The organism is Serratia sp. AKBS12 (assembly GCF_024793895.1).
Lineage (GTDB): Bacteria > Pseudomonadota > Gammaproteobacteria > Enterobacterales > Enterobacteriaceae > Serratia_F.
Genome location: NZ_JANUSB010000016.1, coordinates 109328 through 125227 on the forward strand (window position 1 = coordinate 109328; position 15900 = coordinate 125227).

Below are 15900 nucleotides of genomic sequence, written 5' to 3' on the forward strand. Positions count from 1 at the left end.
GCCCTCATTTGTAACGTATTGCCGGGTTGATCGCCGCATACAGCATATCCACCAACAGGTTAATCAGAATAAACTCCAGTGAGAACAGCAGCACTTCGGCCTGAATCACCGGGTAATCGCGCATTTCTACCGAATCGACCAGCAAGCGCCCCAGACCGGGCCAGTTGAACACCTTTTCCACCACGATCGAACCGCCGAGCAGAAAACCAAACTGCAAGCCCATCATGGTGATCACCGGGATCATCGCATTACGCAGACCGTGCTTGACGATCACCGCCGTTTCCCGCACGCCCTTGGCGCGCGCCGTGCGCATATAGTCTTCCTGCATCACTTCCACGAACGACGCCCGGGTGAAACGCGCCATCACCGCCGCTACCGCCGCACCCAGGGTAATCGACGGCAAAATATAGTGCTGCCAGCTATCGGCACCCACCGTCGGTAACCAGCCGAGCTCGACCGAGAACACCTGCATCAACAGCATGCCAAGCGCAAACGCCGGGAACGAAATACCGGACACCGCCAGGGTCATGCCCAGACGATCAGGCCAGCGATTGCGCCACACTGCGGACACCATGCCAATCGCCATGCCAATGATAACCGCCCAGAGCATACTGCTCACGGTCAGCCAGAAGGTCGGCATAAAGCGGCTGGCGATCTCTTCGCTGACCGGCCGTTTGGACACCATCGAGTGGCCGAAATCGCCTTGCAGCGCGTTAACAAAGAAATGCACGAACTGCTGCGGCAGCGGTTTGTCCAGCCCCAAATCTTTACGCACCAGCTGCACCACCGACTCGTCGGCCTCGGGCCCGGCCGCCAGCCGCGCCGGATCGCCCGGCAGCAGGTGGACGAACAGGAACACCAGCACCGCGACGATCAACAGCGTCGGGATCAGCCCGAGCAGCCGTTTAATAAAATAATTAAGCATCGGTTGGTTAACCCCTCATGCCGTCCTCCCCGCACGGAGAGGACGGTAACGCAGCGCTTACTTGAGATCGGCATTTTCAAAGCTGAATGACGTATCTGGCATCACGTAAAAGCCGCTGAGCTGCTTGTTGCTGGCGGACAGCAAGCGCTCGGTAGCCAGGAAGATCCACGGCGCATCGGCCCAGATGCGATCCTGCGCATCCTTGTACAACTGCTGTTTTTTCACTCGATCGGTGGTCGCCAGCGCCTCGCCAAGATCCCGATCGACCTGCGGATTGCTGTAGAACGCGGTATTGAACAGCTTCGGCGGTGCCGACTGGCTGGCAAACAGCGGCGACAGCGCCCAGTCGGCCTCGCCGGTCGAAGCCGACCAGCCGGTATAGAACAGGCGCACGCCGGTATCCTTGACGCCGACGCTTTCAACCTGCGCCGCTCGCTGCCCGGCGTCCATGGCGGTAACCTTCACTTTTACCCCCACCTGCGCCAACTGCTGCTGAGCAAACTGCAATACTTTTTGCGCGGTACTGTGGTTATGCGAAGACCACAGCGTGGTGGTAAAACCGTTCGGGTAGCCAGCCTGTTTCAGCAACTCACGCGCCTTGGCCGGATCGTACGGCCACGCTTGATAGCGGGTGGCAAAATCGATCGACGGTGGCACCGGCCCCTCCGCCGGCACCGCGTAACCGGCAAACGCCACTTTGATTAACGCCTGCTTGTTAATGGCGTAATTCAATGCCTGGCGTACTTTCGGGTTATCAAACGGCTTCTGGGTGACGTTGATACTGATGTAGCGCTGCATGATCGACGGCGCGGTCACCACCGCCAGTTTGTCGTTCTTTTGCAACACCTTGGCCTGCTCGTACGGGATCGGGAAGGCAAACGTCGCCTCGCCGGTTTGCAGCATCGCCGCCCGGGTATTGTTGTCAACCACCGGACGCCAGGTAATGCTGTCAAGCTTCGGCAGCCCCGGCTGCCAGTAACCGGCAAATTTCTTCACCTTGACATAATCGGTCTGGTTCCAGGTTTCGAACTGGTATGGCCCGGTCCCCACCGGGTGGAAACCGATCTCCTTGCCGTACTGCTTCAGCGCCGTCGGCGAAATCATCGCGGCAGCCGGGTGCGCCAGGTTATTGATAAACGCCGAGAACGGCGCTTTCAACACGATCTTCACCGTGGTCGGATCGACCACCTCGGTTTTGTCGATCATTTTGAACAGGTTATAGCGTTTCAGGTGGCTGTCCGGATTGCTGGCACGATCCAGGTTGGCCTTCACCGCCTCGGCGTTGAATTCGCTGCCATCGTGAAACCTGATTGCGGATCGTAACTTGATGGTGTAGCTCAGGCCGTCGGCGCTGGCCTGGTAGCTGTCGGCCAGCACGTTGACCAGTTTCATGTCCTTGTCAAAACCGAACAGCCCCTGGTAAAACGATTTTGCCACCGCCTGCGACAGCGTGTCGTTGGCGTCATACGGATCGAGGGTGGTGAAGTTGGAGGCGACGGCGATCACCGCATCTTTCGCTGCCCAGGCCGGCGCCGCGCCGGTAACGGTCAACAGCACGGCAACGGCCAATAAACTGCGTTTCTGAGTCATGTGGCTTGTTCTCCCAAAGATTAATAGATGCCGGCGATAGGATGGCGTGCGACAAAGTGCGCAGGGCCGACCTCGACCAGCGGTGCAGTCACCGGTTCATCGCCGAGAGGGCGAATCGGGCTGGGTATTTCATCCACCAGCAGCGGCTGGCGCAGGTGTGCGCGGCGCGGATCGGCTACCGGCACTGCGGCCATCAGCTTGCGGGTATAGGCATGCTGCGGGTTTTCAAACACCGCTTTACGCGGGCCGATTTCGACAATCTGGCCAAGGTACATCACCGCCACCCGGTGGCTGACGCGCTCCACCACCGCCATGTCGTGCGAAATAAACAAAAAGGCAATGCCGAACTCACGCTGCAAATCCAGCAGCAGGTTGACGATCTGCGCCTGAATCGACACGTCGAGCGCCGACACCGACTCATCGGCAATCACCACCTTCGGATTAAGCGCCAGCGCGCGGGCGATGCAGATCCGCTGGCGCTGGCCGCCGGAAAACTCGTGCGGGTAGCGGCGCGCATGTTCCGGCCGCAGGCCAACGCGCTCCAACAGCCAGGCGACCCGCCGCTCTGCCGCCTTGCCGCGCGCCACGTTGTGCACCAGCAGCGGCTCCATGATGGAAAAACCCACCGTCAGTCGCGGATCGAGCGAGGCATAAGGATCCTGGAAAATGAACTGAATATCGCGCCGCAGGTGCTGTAACGCCGCGCCCTGTAGTTGATTGATGGTTTGACCGTTGAAGGTAATGGTGCCGTGCTGGCTTTCCACCAGCCGCAGCAGCGAGCGACCGGTGGTCGATTTTCCGCAGCCGGATTCGCCCACCAGCCCCAGCGTTTCACCGGGATAGAGGTCGAAACTGACGTTCTCCACCGCATGCACTCGCCGCGTAACGCGGTTGAAAATGCCGCTGCGTACGTCAAAACGCGTGACCAACCGGTCGACGCGCAGGATCGGCTGCGCGTCACGTGGTACGGTATCCTGCGGCTGCACCGCCTGCTCGTCACCCGGCAGTGGGAATTTAGCCGGGAAATCCGCCTCGGCCATCGCGCCGAGCTTCGGCACCGCGGCCAGCAGCGCCTGGGTATAGGGTTGTTGAGGCGCGGAAAATAGCGGGCGCACGCCGCCAGCTTCCACCTTTTCGCCCTGTTTCATCACCAGTACGCGATCGGCGATTTCCGCCACCACGGCCATATCGTGAGTAATGAAAATCACCCCCATCTGCATCTCTTGCTGCAGTACGCGGATCAATTGCAGAATTTGCGCCTGAATGGTGACGTCCAGCGCGGTGGTTGGCTCGTCGGCGATCAGCAGCGCCGGCTTGCATGACAGCGCCATGGCAATCATCACCCGTTGGCGCATCCCGCCGGAAAGCTGGTGCGGATAGCGGCCAAGCACGTTTCCGGCGTCGGGAATTCGCACCAGATCCAGCATCTGCAGCGCTTCGCGACGGGCAGTGCGGTGGTCCATCGCCTGATGCAAACGCAGGGATTCCGCAATTTGCTCACCGACCGGGAATACCGGGTTCAACGAGGTCATCGGTTCCTGAAAGATCATCGCCATATCGGCACCGCGCAGACGGCGCATCGTGCTCTGACTGGCCTGCGCCACATCGAGCAGCGCGCCGTTGCGGCGACGAAACACCATGCTGCCCGCGATCAGCCGCCCGCCGCCCTGCTCTACCAAACGCATCAGCGCCAGCGAGGTCACCGACTTGCCAGAACCGGATTCACCGACGATCGCCAGCGTTTCGCCGCGATCGACAGCAAAATTAAGCCCACGCACCGCGTCGACGGTTTCACCTTCACGCTGAAATTGCACGCTGAGATCGCGCACCGACAGCACGCGCTGCGGCGGCAGCAGCAAACCGCCGCCCGCCTCCGGCGTCAGAACAGTCTCGGTCATGTTGCCTCCCGGCCGACGGTTAACGGTAAATACCCACCGTAGGCGCATCACCAACATAGCCAAAGCCGCGGTACATGCCTTCGCTGTTGAACGGTAGTGCCACGTTGCCGTCGCGATCGATGGCGATCAACCCGCCGCTGCCGCCCAGCGCCAGCAGCTTTTCCTGCACCACTTTATCGCTGGCCTGTTGCAAACTGAGCCCGGCGTATTCCATCAGTGCGGAAACGTCATAAGCCGCCACGCTGCGCATGAAGATTTCGCCGGTGCCGGTGCTGGATACCGCCACGGTGGCGTTATTGGCATAACAGCCGGCGCCGATAATCGGCGTATCTCCCACCCGACCGGCCTGCTTATTGGTCATGCCGCCGGTGGAGGTCGCCGCCGCCAGATTGCCGAGCGCGTCGAGCGCCACCGCACCTACCGTGCCGAATTTACGATCGGCATCGAGCGGATCGCCGGCCTGCGACGCCGCTGCACCGTCGTGATCGAGCAACACCCGCCCCTGCTCCGCCTGAGCGCGATGCAGTTGATCGAAACGTTCCTGGGTAAAAAAGAAATCGGGCGCGACCATCTCCAGCCCGTGGGTGGCGGCAAACTTCTCCGCGCCGTCGCTGGCAAACAGCACATGCTGGCTGTTTTCCAGTACCGCGCGGGCCGCCAGTACCGGATTGCGCACCCGGCTGACGCCGGCTACCGCGCCGGCATCGAGGGTGCGGCCGTCCATCACGCACGCATCCATTTCATGGGTGCCCTGATGGGTAAATACCGATCCGACGCCGGCATTGAACAACGGACACTCTTCCAATAACCGCACCGCTTCGGTGACCGCATCCAGCGCGCTGCCGCCCTGCGCCAGTATTTGCTGCCCGGCGGCCACCACCGACGAGAGCGCCTGAATATAACGTTGTTCTTTTTCTGCATTCATTGCCGCGCGCGTAATGGCGCCCGCGCCGCCATGAATGGCAATAACTGGTTTGCTCATTTGCCTGCCACCCTGTGTCACTCGCTTATATCCGCAACAGAAGTGCGGTGATTTATTATGCAATCTTTTCTGACTATATTTAGCACAGCAAACGATGTAAAGGCTTAATATCGCACCAAGAATTTCCTGTCGTCGCCTAAGATTTTTTTGGCGCGATATATTATTTCCAGTAATAAAAACAGCTCGTTAATTAATCTTGTCCCGGTGCCACGGCTATTTTGTTGTTCGCCAGCGGTCAACGGCTAATATCAGAAAGACGAGCCAGGCTGGCGCAAGAATGCCTGTTCTTCGGCGGTGCTGGTATGCCCCAATATCGCATTGCGATGCGGGTAGCGACCAAAGCGATCGATAATCGCCTTATGGCGCAATTCATATTCCAGCTGGTCGCCATTATTCAGTTCACGGTATAGCGCCAGCGCCTGTTGATGCACCAGCGCGGATTCCGAATGCATAAATGGCAAATAAAGAAAACCGCGCTGTTCCACGCTGAGCCGGGCGCATTCCCCACTGCGCACCGCCTCCTGCGCCAGCACCAGTGCCATACCGTCGCAGGAAAACGAACGTGGCGTGCCGCGAAACAGATTGCGACTGAACTGATCGAGCACGATGATTTCCGCCAGCCGCCCTTCGATGGTATCACGCCAATGCGCCAGCTCCCCCGCCGCCGCCGCCTGCCATATTTCGGCAAATCGCCCATGCAGCTGACGATCAAACTCATCATCTTTTTTAAACCACATTACCGGGTCGATTTCCTCGAACCAAAAGTCGATTATCTGTTTGTGCATTGCCGTTCTCCCCTGTCCAGATATCATGGTATAGCGCAAAAATCGCTCGACCGGCGTGTGCGGCGTGCGCAACCGGCGCCAACAGCGGCAGGGAGTCCCCCGTTGGCGGCATTCTCCCACGCGGGGTTATCTGCCATAATAACCGCACTTTGCCGCTTATTTTCGCGCACATTGATTACGGAGTTCTCTTTATGGATCATTGCCCTACTTCCGGTCTTATCTCCCTCGAACAGGCGCTGGACACCATGCTCGGCCAGGTTGTGCCGCTTGATGAAACCGAATCCATCGCGCTCAACGACGCCTGTGGGCGCATTACCGCCACGCCGGTCATTTCACCGATTGACGTACCGCCGTTCGCCAATTCGGCGATGGACGGCTATGCGGTGCGCATCAGCGAACTCAACGCCAACGCGCCATTGCCGATCGCCGGCAAGGCGTTCGCCGGTGCACCGTTCAACGACGCCTGGCCGGCAAACAGCTGCATACGCATCATGACCGGCGCACCGGTACCCGCCGGTACCGAGGCGGTGATCATGCAGGAACAGGCTGAGGTCAGCGAGGCAGGCGTGCGCTTTAACGCCGTGGTGCACGCCGGGCAAAACGTGCGTCTGGCGGGCGAAGATATTCAGCAGGGGGCCGGCGTACTGCCGGCCGGCGTCAGGCTGGGCGCCGCACAGCTGCCATTACTGGCCTCCCTGGGTATCAGCGAGCTACGGGTGATGCGCAAATTGAAAGTCGCGCTGTTTTCTACCGGCGATGAACTGCAACCGGTCGGCCAGCCGCTGCAAGACGGCCAGATTTACGACACCAATCGCTTTGCGGTACGGCTGATGCTGGAACAGATGGGCTGCGAGGTCATCGACCTGGGGATTATCCGCGACGATCGGGCTGCGCTGCGCGCAGCGTTCGAACAGGCCGATCGCCGCGCCGATCTGGTGATCAGCAGCGGCGGTGTTTCGGTGGGGGAAGCGGATTATACCAAACAGATGCTCGATGAACTGGGCGAGGTTGGTTTCTGGAAACTGGCCATCAAACCGGGCAAGCCGTTCGCCTTCGGCAAATTGCAGCACGCCTGGTTCTGCGGCCTGCCGGGCAACCCGGTGTCCGCAGCGCTGACCTTTTATCAGCTGGTGCAGCCGCTGCTGGCCAAGCTGGCCGGCCACAGCGAATGGCGTCTGCCACCGCGGCTGCGCGCCCGTGCGCTGACACCGCTGAAGAAAGCGCCCGGCCGCCTCGATTTTCAACGTGGCGTATTCGCCAGCAACGCCCTCGGCGAGCTGGAGGTGTCCACCACCGGCCATCAGGGATCGCACGTCTTCAGCTCGTTCAGCCAGGGCAACTGCTTTATCGTGCTCGAACGCGATCGCGGTGCGGTGGCGGCGGGTGAAATGGTCGAGATTGAGCCGTTCAATATGCTGCTGAGGAACTGACGATGCTGCCGGAATTAACCGATGCCGAAGCGCTGCGCTATAACCGCCAGATCGTGCTGCGCGGTTTCGACTTTGACGGCCAGGAAAAGCTGAAAGCCGCTCATGCGCTGGTGATCGGTCTCGGCGGATTGGGTTGCGCCGCAGCGCCCTATCTGGCTGCGGCCGGCGTAGGGCGACTGACGCTGGTTGATTTCGACAGCGTGGCGCTGTCCAATTTACAGCGCCAGATCCTGCATAACGACAGCCGTATCGGCATGGCCAAAGTCACCTCGGCACAGCAGGCGCTGCGGAGTATCAATCCGCATGTACAGATCGACACCCTGGAGCAGCAACTGGACGAACGGCAGATGACCGCGCTGGTGGCCACCGCCGACGTGGTGCTGGACTGCAGCGACAACGTAGCGACCCGCGACCTGCTGAACCGCGTATGTCATGCGCAGCGCAAACCGCTGGTGTCCGGTGCGGCAATCCGCATGGAGGGGCAGCTTAGCGTGTTCACCTATCAGCCCGGCGAGCCCTGCTACCGCTGCCTGAGCCGGCTGTTCGGCGACAATGCTCTCAGCTGCGTCGAAGCCGGGGTGATGGCACCACTGGTCGGCACCATCGGCACGCTGCAGGCGATGGAAGCTATCAAGCTATTGGCGAATTTTGGCCGTCCGCTGGTTGGCAAGCTGTTGATGTTCGATGCGCTGTCGATGCAGTTTCGCGAAATGAAGCTGCCGAAGGATGCCCAATGCGAGGTGTGCGGAAAAAGCTAGCAATCCCTCACGCTACGCTCGGCAGAACGTAGCGTGAGAGCGGACAATTAAACGATGCCCTGGCTACGCAGGTAATCTTCGTAGTTGCCGCTGAAGTCGATCACCTTGTTCGGCGTCATCTCCAGAATGCGGGTCGCCAACGAACTGACGAATTCACGGTCGTGGGAAACGAAGATCAGCGTCCCTTCATACATTTCCAGCGCCATGTTCAGCGATTCGATCGATTCCATATCCATGTGGTTGGTCGGTTCATCCATAATCAGGATGTTAGGGCGCTGCATCATCAGCTTGCCAAACAGCATGCGGCCCTTCTCACCACCCGACAGCACCTTCACCTTCTTCTTGATGTCATCCTGGCTAAACAGCAAACGGCCCAGCACGCTGCGTACCGCCTGCTCGTCGTCCTTTTCCTGTTTCCATTGGCTCATCCAGTCGAAAACGGTCAGGGTTTCATCAAACTCGTATTCGTGATCCTGCGCGTAATAACCGATGCGCGCGTTTTCCGACCATTTGACGGTGCCGCTGTCCGGTTGTGCATCACCCACCAGCGTTTTCAGCAGGGTGGATTTACCGATACCGTTCGGGCCCAGCACCGCCACTTTCTCACCCACTTCAACCATCAGGTTGAACTTGCTGAACAGCGGGCCGTTATCGAAGCCCTTGGAGAGTGCTTCCACTTCCAGTGCGTTACGGAACAGTTTCTTGTCCTGCTCGAAACGGATGAACGGGTTCTGACGGCTGGAGGCCTTGACCTCTTCCAACTGGATCTTGTCGATCTGGCGCGCACGCGAGGTCGCCTGCTTGGACTTGGAGGCGTTGGCGCTAAAGCGGCTCACGAACGATTGCAGTTCGTTGATCTGCGCCTTCTTCTTGGCGTTGTCGGCCATCAGACGTTCACGCGCCTGGGTTGCCGCCGTCATGTATTCGTCGTAGTTGCCCGGGTAAACGCGCAGTTCGCCGTAATCCAGATCCGCCATGTGCGTACAGACCATATTCAGGAAATGGCGGTCGTGCGAAATGATGATCATGGTGCTGTTGCGTTCGTTAAGCACCTGCTCCAGCCAACGAATGGTATCGATGTCCAGGTTGTTGGTCGGTTCGTCAAGCAGCAGAATTTCCGGATCGGAAAACAGCGCCTGAGCCAGCAGCACGCGCAGCTTGAAGCCCGGTGCGATTTCGCTCATCGGTCCGTAGTGCTGTTCAACCGGAATACCCACGCCCAGCAGCAGTTCGCCGGCACGCGCTTCGGCGGTATAACCGTCCATTTCACCGTATTCGACTTCCAGATCGGCCACTTTATAGCCGTCTTCCTCGCTCATTTCCGGCAGAGCATAGATGCGGTCGCGCTCTTCCTTCACCGCCCACAGTTCGGTGTGGCCCATGATCACGGTATCAAGCACGCTGAATTGTTCAAAGGCGAACTGATCCTGACGCAGTTTACCCAGACGCTCGTTCGGATCGAGGAACACGTTGCCGCCGCTCGGCACCAGATCGCCGCCCAGGATTTTCATAAAGGTCGATTTGCCGCAGCCGTTGGCGCCGATCAAACCGTAGCGGTTACCGCCGCCAAACTTGACGGAAATGTTTTCAAACAGCGGCTTACTGCCAAACTGCATAGTGATGTTGTTAGTACTTAACACAACGCTCGCTCTTCATTGGGAATGTGATTTGGCGCGCATTATGCCATAACGAAACACAGAGATCGTCGGAAGTTTTGGTGAAGATTTGTGCGGCTTGCGCTGATGGCTGCATTTGGTAACTAAATTGTTCGCCCCGCGACGCTCATCGGTATTGCCAATAGGCCGGCGAGCCGTATTTCTCGACGAAGAAGTCAATCACCGCACGGACTTTCAATGGTGGGCGGCGTACGTTGGGATAGATGGCCGCGATCGCCTGCGGCTCCAGCGTGGTGGACACGGCAAACTGCGGCAATACCGGCACCAGCGCGCCGCTTTTCAACGCGTCGCCAATCAGCCAGTCGGGGAATACCACCATCCCCATGCCGTTCAGCGCGGCGCTGACCAGCGTTTCGGCATTATTCGAGGTCAGCGAACCGCTGAACGTATGCGGCTGCCAGCGCCGATCGTTATCGAGAAAGAACCAGCGTTGCGGCCCGGCAAAGCCGCGATAGACCAGACAGTTATGCCGATACAGATCTGCCGGCTGCGCCAGCGCGGGCGCATGCGCCAGATACGCCGGGCTGGCCGCCAGATGATATTGCGGCGTGGCGAACACCCGCGCATGCAAAGTCGAGCTGCCGAGTACGCCAATGCGAAACAGTAAATCGGTGGCATCGCGGTGAGGGTCGATAAACTCGTCGGTTTGCATCAGTTCGATGTTGAGCTGTGGATACCGGTCGCTCAACTCCCCAAGCCAGGGCGCAATGTGCCGCTGGCCAAACACCACCGGGGCATTGAGCCGCACCAGCCCGCTCGGCTCACGCGCCCGTTGCTGCAACTCCCACTGCGCTTCGTTCATCTGGTCAAGCATCGAGCGAGCGTAACGGGCAAATAGTCGCCCGGCTTCGGTCGGCACCACGGCACGCGTATTGCGATACAGCAGTTGCGTCTGCAATGCGCTTTCCAACTGCTGTACTACCCGTGAAACCGAGGACGCGGCGATGCCTTCTCGCCGGGCCACTTCGGAAAAGTTACCCAGTTCGACAATGGCCACGAACAACCGCATGGTGCGGATAGTGATCTGTTGCAAGTCTTCCATCTGTGCAAATCCTGCAAAGCTGTTTCCCTTATTATGCTGTTTTTCGAAACGACGCAACAGCCTACAGTGTGCGACTGGTTTTTTTGGAGCAACAATTGATGAATATCGTCTTGATCGCACTGGTGGTATTAGGCGGCATGGGGCTGTCGGTGGAGGCCGGTCTGCTCGGGCCGCTGGGGGGCGAAGTCGGCCATTTATGGGCCACCTTCAGCATTTTTAGCGTCGGCGCGGTGCTGTCTCTGCTGCTGGTGATCTTCTTCGGCCCACGCAATGCGCCCTCCTATCTGGCGCAGCCGGGCTGGCAACTGCTAGGCGGCATTCTTGGCCCGGTATACGTGGTGGTATTGACCCTGGCGACGCCCACCATCGGCATTGCCATGACGATGATCGCCATACTGGCTGGACAGGTGGGTAAAAGCCTGCTGATAGACCATTTTGGCTGGTTTGGTACCCCGGCAAGGCGGGTTAACGGCCAGCGCATGCTGGCGCTGGTATTTATCATCGCGGCATTGGCACTGATCGCAGGAGACAAGCTATGACATTGATCATGATTATGCTGGCGGTGCTGGCCGGTGCAGTATTAAGCATGCAGGCGGCAATAAACGGCCGATTGGGCCAGAGCGTAGGCGTGCTGAAAAGTGCGTTTCTCACCTTTTTCCTCGGCGCGCTGGTCACCGCGTTGCTGATTCTGTTTTTCGCCCAACCGATGAACGCCACTTTGTTGAGCGTGCCGAAGTGGCAACTGCTTGGCGCCCTGTTTGGCGTGCCTTACATCATCATTATGGTGTTGGCGGTACAGCGCATCGGCACCGCCGTAGCCACCGTTGCGGTAATTTTCGGCCAGCTGGCGATGAGCGTGCTGATCGACAGCTTTGGCTGGCTGGGCAACGCGGAAATCCCGTTTTCCCTTAACCGTGCGCTGGCGCTACTCTGTCTGGCTGTAGCACTGGTGCTGATCTACCGTAGCAACGCACCGGCCAAACGACGGGTAGAAACGGCGCCTGAGGCCAGCGGCGTTTAAAGACCGCATAAAATGATCGCCAACATATTGTACAAATCAACACTTGTTGTATAAGTTTATCGCGGGGATTGCCACATCCCTGTAACGAAAGATGCAGTTGCATCGCCTCTGGAGGCCAGATCTCTTTTTGCCTCCAGCGGTTTTATTTTCCTGTGCCGTGTCGGCCGGGACTTATACAGCGTATGAAGACTCACCGAGGTTGGAGAACGATCATGCAGCACAGCATTCGACAAACTGCCAAAGAAATTACCGACTACTTCAATGCCTCCGATGCCGAGACCAACCGACATGCGCCAACCCTAACGGCTTTGATCAACGAAATGATGCAGGATGGGCAGCCGGTATCCAATAAAACCCTGGTGGCGCGTCTGGTTTATAAACTGGAACTGGAGTCAGACGAACGCCAGCTACAGAACTATCGACAGGTTCTGGAACATCTATTGATGAAAAATGCCAACGCCGCAGGGCAATAAACCGTTTCTATCGGCAGCGGTGCAATACTTGAACACATTTTAATCGCGCATTGCCCCACGTTCTCAACTATGTTTAAAACTGTGCCCGCCCCGGGCTGACCTAAACCAAGGAGGCAATATGTTCGATAAGGCTAATGACAAGATCGATGAAGCCATCGGCGCAGGACAGGAGCAGTTTGGCAAAACCTTTGACCAACCCGAGCACGAGTTCAAAGGTAAAGTGCGCAAGCAGCTCGCACGCGGTGCCTATACCGTGGATGACGTGATTGAATCGGTGAAGGATCAAACCAAATCCTCCCCGCTGGCCGCATTGCTGATTGCCGCCGGTGCAGGTTTCATTCTGGGTAAAATCATTACCCGAAAATAATCCTGTACAGCTTCAGCCCGCGCCTGGCGGGCTGTAGTTTTCACCTCCTCAACCATGCACCTGCCGACTGTCGCTCGGCGCCTGCTCACGATGTTGCAGCCCATAGTCCCTGACCACCTGCGCAACCCGCAAACGATAATCCGCCAGCAGCTGACTGCGTCCCCGTTCCTGTGCCGCCCGGTGCGCTTCCAGATTACGCCATTGTTGCACCGCCGCCTCGTCGCGCCAGAACGACAATGACAGCAATTTCTGCGGCTCGGCCAGGCTTTGAAAACGCTCAATAGAAATAAAGCCGTCAATCTGTGCCAGCAGCGGTTTCAGTTCGGCGGCCAGATGCAGATAACTGTCGCGCTGGCCGTCGGCCGCCTGTAGTTCAAAAATAACTGCGATCATGCCTGTTCCTCCAGAGTATAAAATTCAGCGACGCGCGCATTTTGCGACTCGCGCCAGCGAACATGCCGTAACGGCCGGCGATCGAGCCCCAACGCAGCCAGATGGCGCAGACCGTTAAGCGCGATGATTCTGGCCCAGAGTTCTCCTGGGCAGCGATGAACGCCATGGCCAAAGGCGAAACTGGCCTGCGGCGTGTGCAGCGGTACCAGCACACTTTGCTCGGCCACCAGCCGTTGCCCTGCCAGCCACGCGCCGTCGCGACCGGCAAAGCGTCGGGTGTTCTGGATCGGTGGCGTATCGCGCAGTACCCGCTCGATGGCGGTTTCCGCACTGACGGCGGCGCCGGCGCCGGCCAGCAATGCCAATCCCATCAGCCCCGCGGTGCCTTCGCAGGCCTGGAACAGCAACCCCACGGCGTTGGCCAGCGCGCTATGCCTATCGCTGCCAAACTGCCTGCAACGGCTCAGCAGCGCGACGCACAGCACCCCCTGCCCCTGACTGACCCGTTGATACAGCCTGCCGGCGGCGACCGCCCCGCTCGCCATTTGCGCTGGCGTTGCCCCCGGTGCGATACAACGCACAAAATCCAGCACCTCATCCACCAGCGTTGTCCAGTGTGGTGGCTCAATCCCCAGCGCCAGCCCCAGCACGCACACCGGCAACGCATAATTGAACCGCGTCAGCGCCTCGGCGTCAGGCGCCTGTGGCGCCAGCTGCTGCGCGGCGTGTAGCGAAAACCGTTCAATCTGCTGCGCACCGATATCCGCCAACGCCTGGCTGACCGCCGCCTTCAGCCCCCGGTGCGCCTCGCCGTCGCGCATACGCACCATGGCAGCAAAAATGCCCTGCGCCGGCGTGTCAATCAACGGTAATGGCACCGGCTGCTGCCACGGCCGTACCGTCAGTTCGGCATGGCTCAGCGCGGCCTGCACCTGTTGGGCGTCAGTCAGATGAAAAGGACAATGGCTCATTGGCATACTCCTTGTTGATCGGTTGATGCCAGCCTAAACTCAGCGCATCCGCAACGCTTCGCTAAGGAACGAAATATGCATGCCGAAGATATCGGAGACCGTCTGGCGGCGTTGAGCGCCGCCATTGCCGACCGCACCCGCGCGCGCATGCTGTGCCTGCTGATGGACGGCCGCGCCTATACCGCCACCGAACTCGGCGTAGCGGCAGAGGTGGCAGCGTCTACCGCCAGCAGTCATTTGGCGCGCCTGCAGCTGCAGCAGTTGATCGTCTGCGTCAAACAGGGGCGCTATCGCTATTTCCGCCTGGCAAGCAGCGCGGTGGCGACCACGCTGGAATCATTGATGGCGCTGGCCGGCGTCGAACAGCCGCGGGTCAAAAGCAGTACGCCGAACTCACTGCAGTTCGCCCGTACCTGCTATGACCATATGGCCGGGGAAGTGGCGGTAAAATTGCACAACCGGCTGTTTGAACTGCAATGGCTGCACGGGGACAGCGACTATCAACTCAGCGAAACCGGCCGCATGGCGCTGAGCCAACTGGGCGTAGACTGTGCGCCAATGCCTTCCCGCCGGCGCTTTGCCTGCGGTTGCCTGGACTGGAGCGAACGGCGCGAACATCTCGGCGGCGCGCTGGGTGCGGCGCTGCTGAGCACCTTTGAACAACGCGGTTGGCTGCGCAAACGGCTCGACAGTCGCGAACTGCAACTGACAGCCGCCGGCAAAAAGGCGCTGATGGCGCATTTTGGTCTGGTGCTGTCATGATGGACTGCGTTAGCTTTACTGCAATACTTGAACGGTACGCTTAACCTGAACCCGCAAACGGTGAGGAACCATCATGTTTGATCCCAATAAATTCCCGATTACCACACGTTGGCCAGCGCAGCACCCCGAACGGCTGCAACTTTATTCGTTGCCCACGCCCAATGGCGTCAAGGTGTCGATCATGCTGGAAGAGATCGGCCTGCCTTACGAACCCCATCTGATTGATATCGGCAATAACGAAACCTGGACGCCAGAGTTCCTGGCGCTGAACCCGAACGGCAAAATACCGGCGATCCTCGATCCGGCCGGGCCGGACGGCAAGCCGCTGGCGCTGTTTGAATCTGGCGCCATTCTGCTGTATCTGGCAGAAAAGTGCGGCCAACTGCTGCCGAACCATCCGGTGCAGCGTATCGAAACCCTGCAATGGGTGTTCTTCCAGATGGCGGCGATCGGCCCGATGTTTGGCCAGCTCGGCTTCTTCCATAAGTTCGCCGGCCGTGAGTATGAAGACAAGCGCCCGTTGCAACGCTATCAGAAAGAATCCAAACGCCTGCTGGGCGTGCTGGAAACCCGACTGGCTGGCCGCGAGTGGATCATGGGCAACGAGTACAGCATCGCCGATATTTCACTGCTCGGCTGGGTACGCAACCTGATTGGTTTCTACGAGGCGCGGGAGTTGGTGGAGTTCGACAGCTTCCCACAGGTGGCGGCCTGGCTGGCACGCGGGCTGGCACGCCCGGCGGTACAACGCGGATTACTGATCCCGGCGCGCGAGTGACTATCGCCAGGTGCTGATTGCCGCGATTTCGTTACGCCTGAAGCAAGGG

Annotated in this window: 17 protein-coding genes; 8 read left to right on the plus strand and 9 right to left on the minus strand. The window is 59.2% G+C overall.

Going from position 1 to position 15900, the window contains the following annotated elements; translation table 11 throughout:
* Positions 1-4: 4 nt before the first annotated feature.
* The 5 genes from gsiC to NYE85_RS19850 all read right to left on the minus strand — a co-directional run bounded on the left by gsiC (position 5) and on the right by NYE85_RS19850 (position 6180).
* Positions 5-925 carry a glutathione ABC transporter permease GsiC gene (gene gsiC / locus NYE85_RS19830; RefSeq protein ID WP_259006462.1) on the minus strand — a complete coding sequence of 307 codons (921 nt, stop codon included), beginning with the start codon at positions 923-925 and terminating at the stop codon, positions 5-7.
* Positions 926-982: 57 nt separating this feature from the next.
* Positions 983-2515, minus strand: coding sequence for a glutathione ABC transporter substrate-binding protein GsiB (gene gsiB, locus NYE85_RS19835; protein ID WP_259006463.1), 1533 nt, complete (start codon positions 2513-2515; stop codon positions 983-985).
* 20 nt (positions 2516-2535) lie between these two features.
* The gene (locus NYE85_RS19840; RefSeq protein WP_259006464.1) at positions 2536-4413 is read right to left on the minus strand and encodes a dipeptide ABC transporter ATP-binding protein; all 1878 of its coding nucleotides are present in this window, start codon (positions 4411-4413) and stop codon (positions 2536-2538) included.
* 19 nt (positions 4414-4432) lie between these two features.
* Positions 4433-5395 (minus strand): isoaspartyl peptidase/L-asparaginase family protein, encoded by a 963-nt coding sequence (locus NYE85_RS19845; RefSeq protein ID WP_259006465.1) that lies wholly within the window; start codon positions 5393-5395, stop codon positions 4433-4435.
* A 248-nt stretch (positions 5396-5643) separates the two neighbouring features.
* Entirely contained in the window at positions 5644-6180 is a 537-nt protein-coding gene (locus tag NYE85_RS19850; RefSeq protein ID WP_259006466.1) for a DUF924 family protein, read from the minus strand.
* A 191-nt stretch (positions 6181-6371) separates the two neighbouring features.
* On the opposite strand from NYE85_RS19850, the gene moeA reads away from it, so the two are divergent.
* Both moeA and moeB read left to right on the plus strand, forming a co-directional pair.
* The gene (moeA, locus tag NYE85_RS19855) at positions 6372-7610 is read left to right on the plus strand and encodes a molybdopterin molybdotransferase MoeA (protein WP_259006467.1); all 1239 of its coding nucleotides are present in this window, start codon (positions 6372-6374) and stop codon (positions 7608-7610) included.
* A 2-nt stretch (positions 7611-7612) separates the two neighbouring features.
* Positions 7613-8368, plus strand: a complete 756-nt coding sequence (moeB, locus tag NYE85_RS19860; RefSeq protein WP_259006468.1) for a molybdopterin-synthase adenylyltransferase MoeB — start codon at positions 7613-7615, stop codon at positions 8366-8368.
* A gap of 47 nt (positions 8369-8415) precedes the next feature.
* Here moeB and NYE85_RS19865 read toward each other — a convergent pair whose 3' ends face one another.
* Positions 8416-10008 carry an ABC-F family ATPase gene (locus NYE85_RS19865; RefSeq protein ID WP_071586689.1) on the minus strand — a complete coding sequence of 531 codons (1593 nt, stop codon included), beginning with the start codon at positions 10006-10008 and terminating at the stop codon, positions 8416-8418.
* Between the two features lie 142 nt (positions 10009-10150).
* Positions 10151-11086 carry a LysR family transcriptional regulator gene (locus NYE85_RS19870; protein ID WP_259006469.1) on the minus strand — a complete coding sequence of 312 codons (936 nt, stop codon included), beginning with the start codon at positions 11084-11086 and terminating at the stop codon, positions 10151-10153.
* A 98-nt stretch (positions 11087-11184) separates the two neighbouring features.
* Between NYE85_RS19870 and NYE85_RS19875 the strand changes: the two genes are divergently transcribed.
* The 4 genes from NYE85_RS19875 (at position 11185) to NYE85_RS19890 (ending at position 12947) form a co-directional block, all read left to right on the plus strand.
* Positions 11185-11625 carry a DMT family transporter gene (locus NYE85_RS19875; protein ID WP_259006470.1) on the plus strand — a complete coding sequence of 147 codons (441 nt, stop codon included), beginning with the start codon at positions 11185-11187 and terminating at the stop codon, positions 11623-11625.
* Positions 11622-12107 (plus strand): DMT family transporter, encoded by a 486-nt coding sequence (locus NYE85_RS19880; protein WP_259006471.1) that lies wholly within the window; start codon positions 11622-11624, stop codon positions 12105-12107. Before NYE85_RS19875 ends, NYE85_RS19880 begins: the two co-directional genes overlap by 4 nt.
* Positions 12108-12319: 212 nt before the next feature.
* Positions 12320-12580, plus strand: a complete 261-nt coding sequence (locus NYE85_RS19885; protein WP_259006472.1) for a biofilm development regulator YmgB/AriR family protein — start codon at positions 12320-12322, stop codon at positions 12578-12580.
* 118 nt (positions 12581-12698) lie between these two features.
* Positions 12699-12947: a hypothetical protein gene (locus NYE85_RS19890; protein ID WP_004965363.1), complete on the plus strand. Its 249-nt coding sequence runs from the start codon at positions 12699-12701 to the stop codon at positions 12945-12947.
* 48 nt (positions 12948-12995) lie between these two features.
* Here NYE85_RS19890 and NYE85_RS19895 read toward each other — a convergent pair whose 3' ends face one another.
* Together NYE85_RS19895 and NYE85_RS19900 are read right to left on the minus strand one after the other, a co-directional pair.
* The gene (locus NYE85_RS19895; RefSeq protein WP_259006473.1) at positions 12996-13340 is read right to left on the minus strand and encodes an antibiotic biosynthesis monooxygenase; all 345 of its coding nucleotides are present in this window, start codon (positions 13338-13340) and stop codon (positions 12996-12998) included.
* Positions 13337-14311 carry a cytochrome P450 gene (locus tag NYE85_RS19900; RefSeq protein WP_259006474.1) on the minus strand — a complete coding sequence of 325 codons (975 nt, stop codon included), beginning with the start codon at positions 14309-14311 and terminating at the stop codon, positions 13337-13339. The genes NYE85_RS19895 and NYE85_RS19900 overlap by 4 nt, the downstream gene beginning before the upstream one ends.
* A 75-nt stretch (positions 14312-14386) precedes the next feature.
* Here NYE85_RS19900 and NYE85_RS19905 point away from each other — a divergent pair, with 75 nt between their 5' ends.
* Entirely contained in the window at positions 14387-15073 is a 687-nt protein-coding gene (locus tag NYE85_RS19905) for a helix-turn-helix transcriptional regulator (protein ID WP_259006475.1), read from the plus strand.
* 73 nt (positions 15074-15146) lie between these two features.
* Entirely contained in the window at positions 15147-15851 is a 705-nt protein-coding gene (locus tag NYE85_RS19910) for a glutathione S-transferase N-terminal domain-containing protein (RefSeq protein WP_259006476.1), read from the plus strand.
* Positions 15852-15900: the final 49 nt, after the last annotated feature.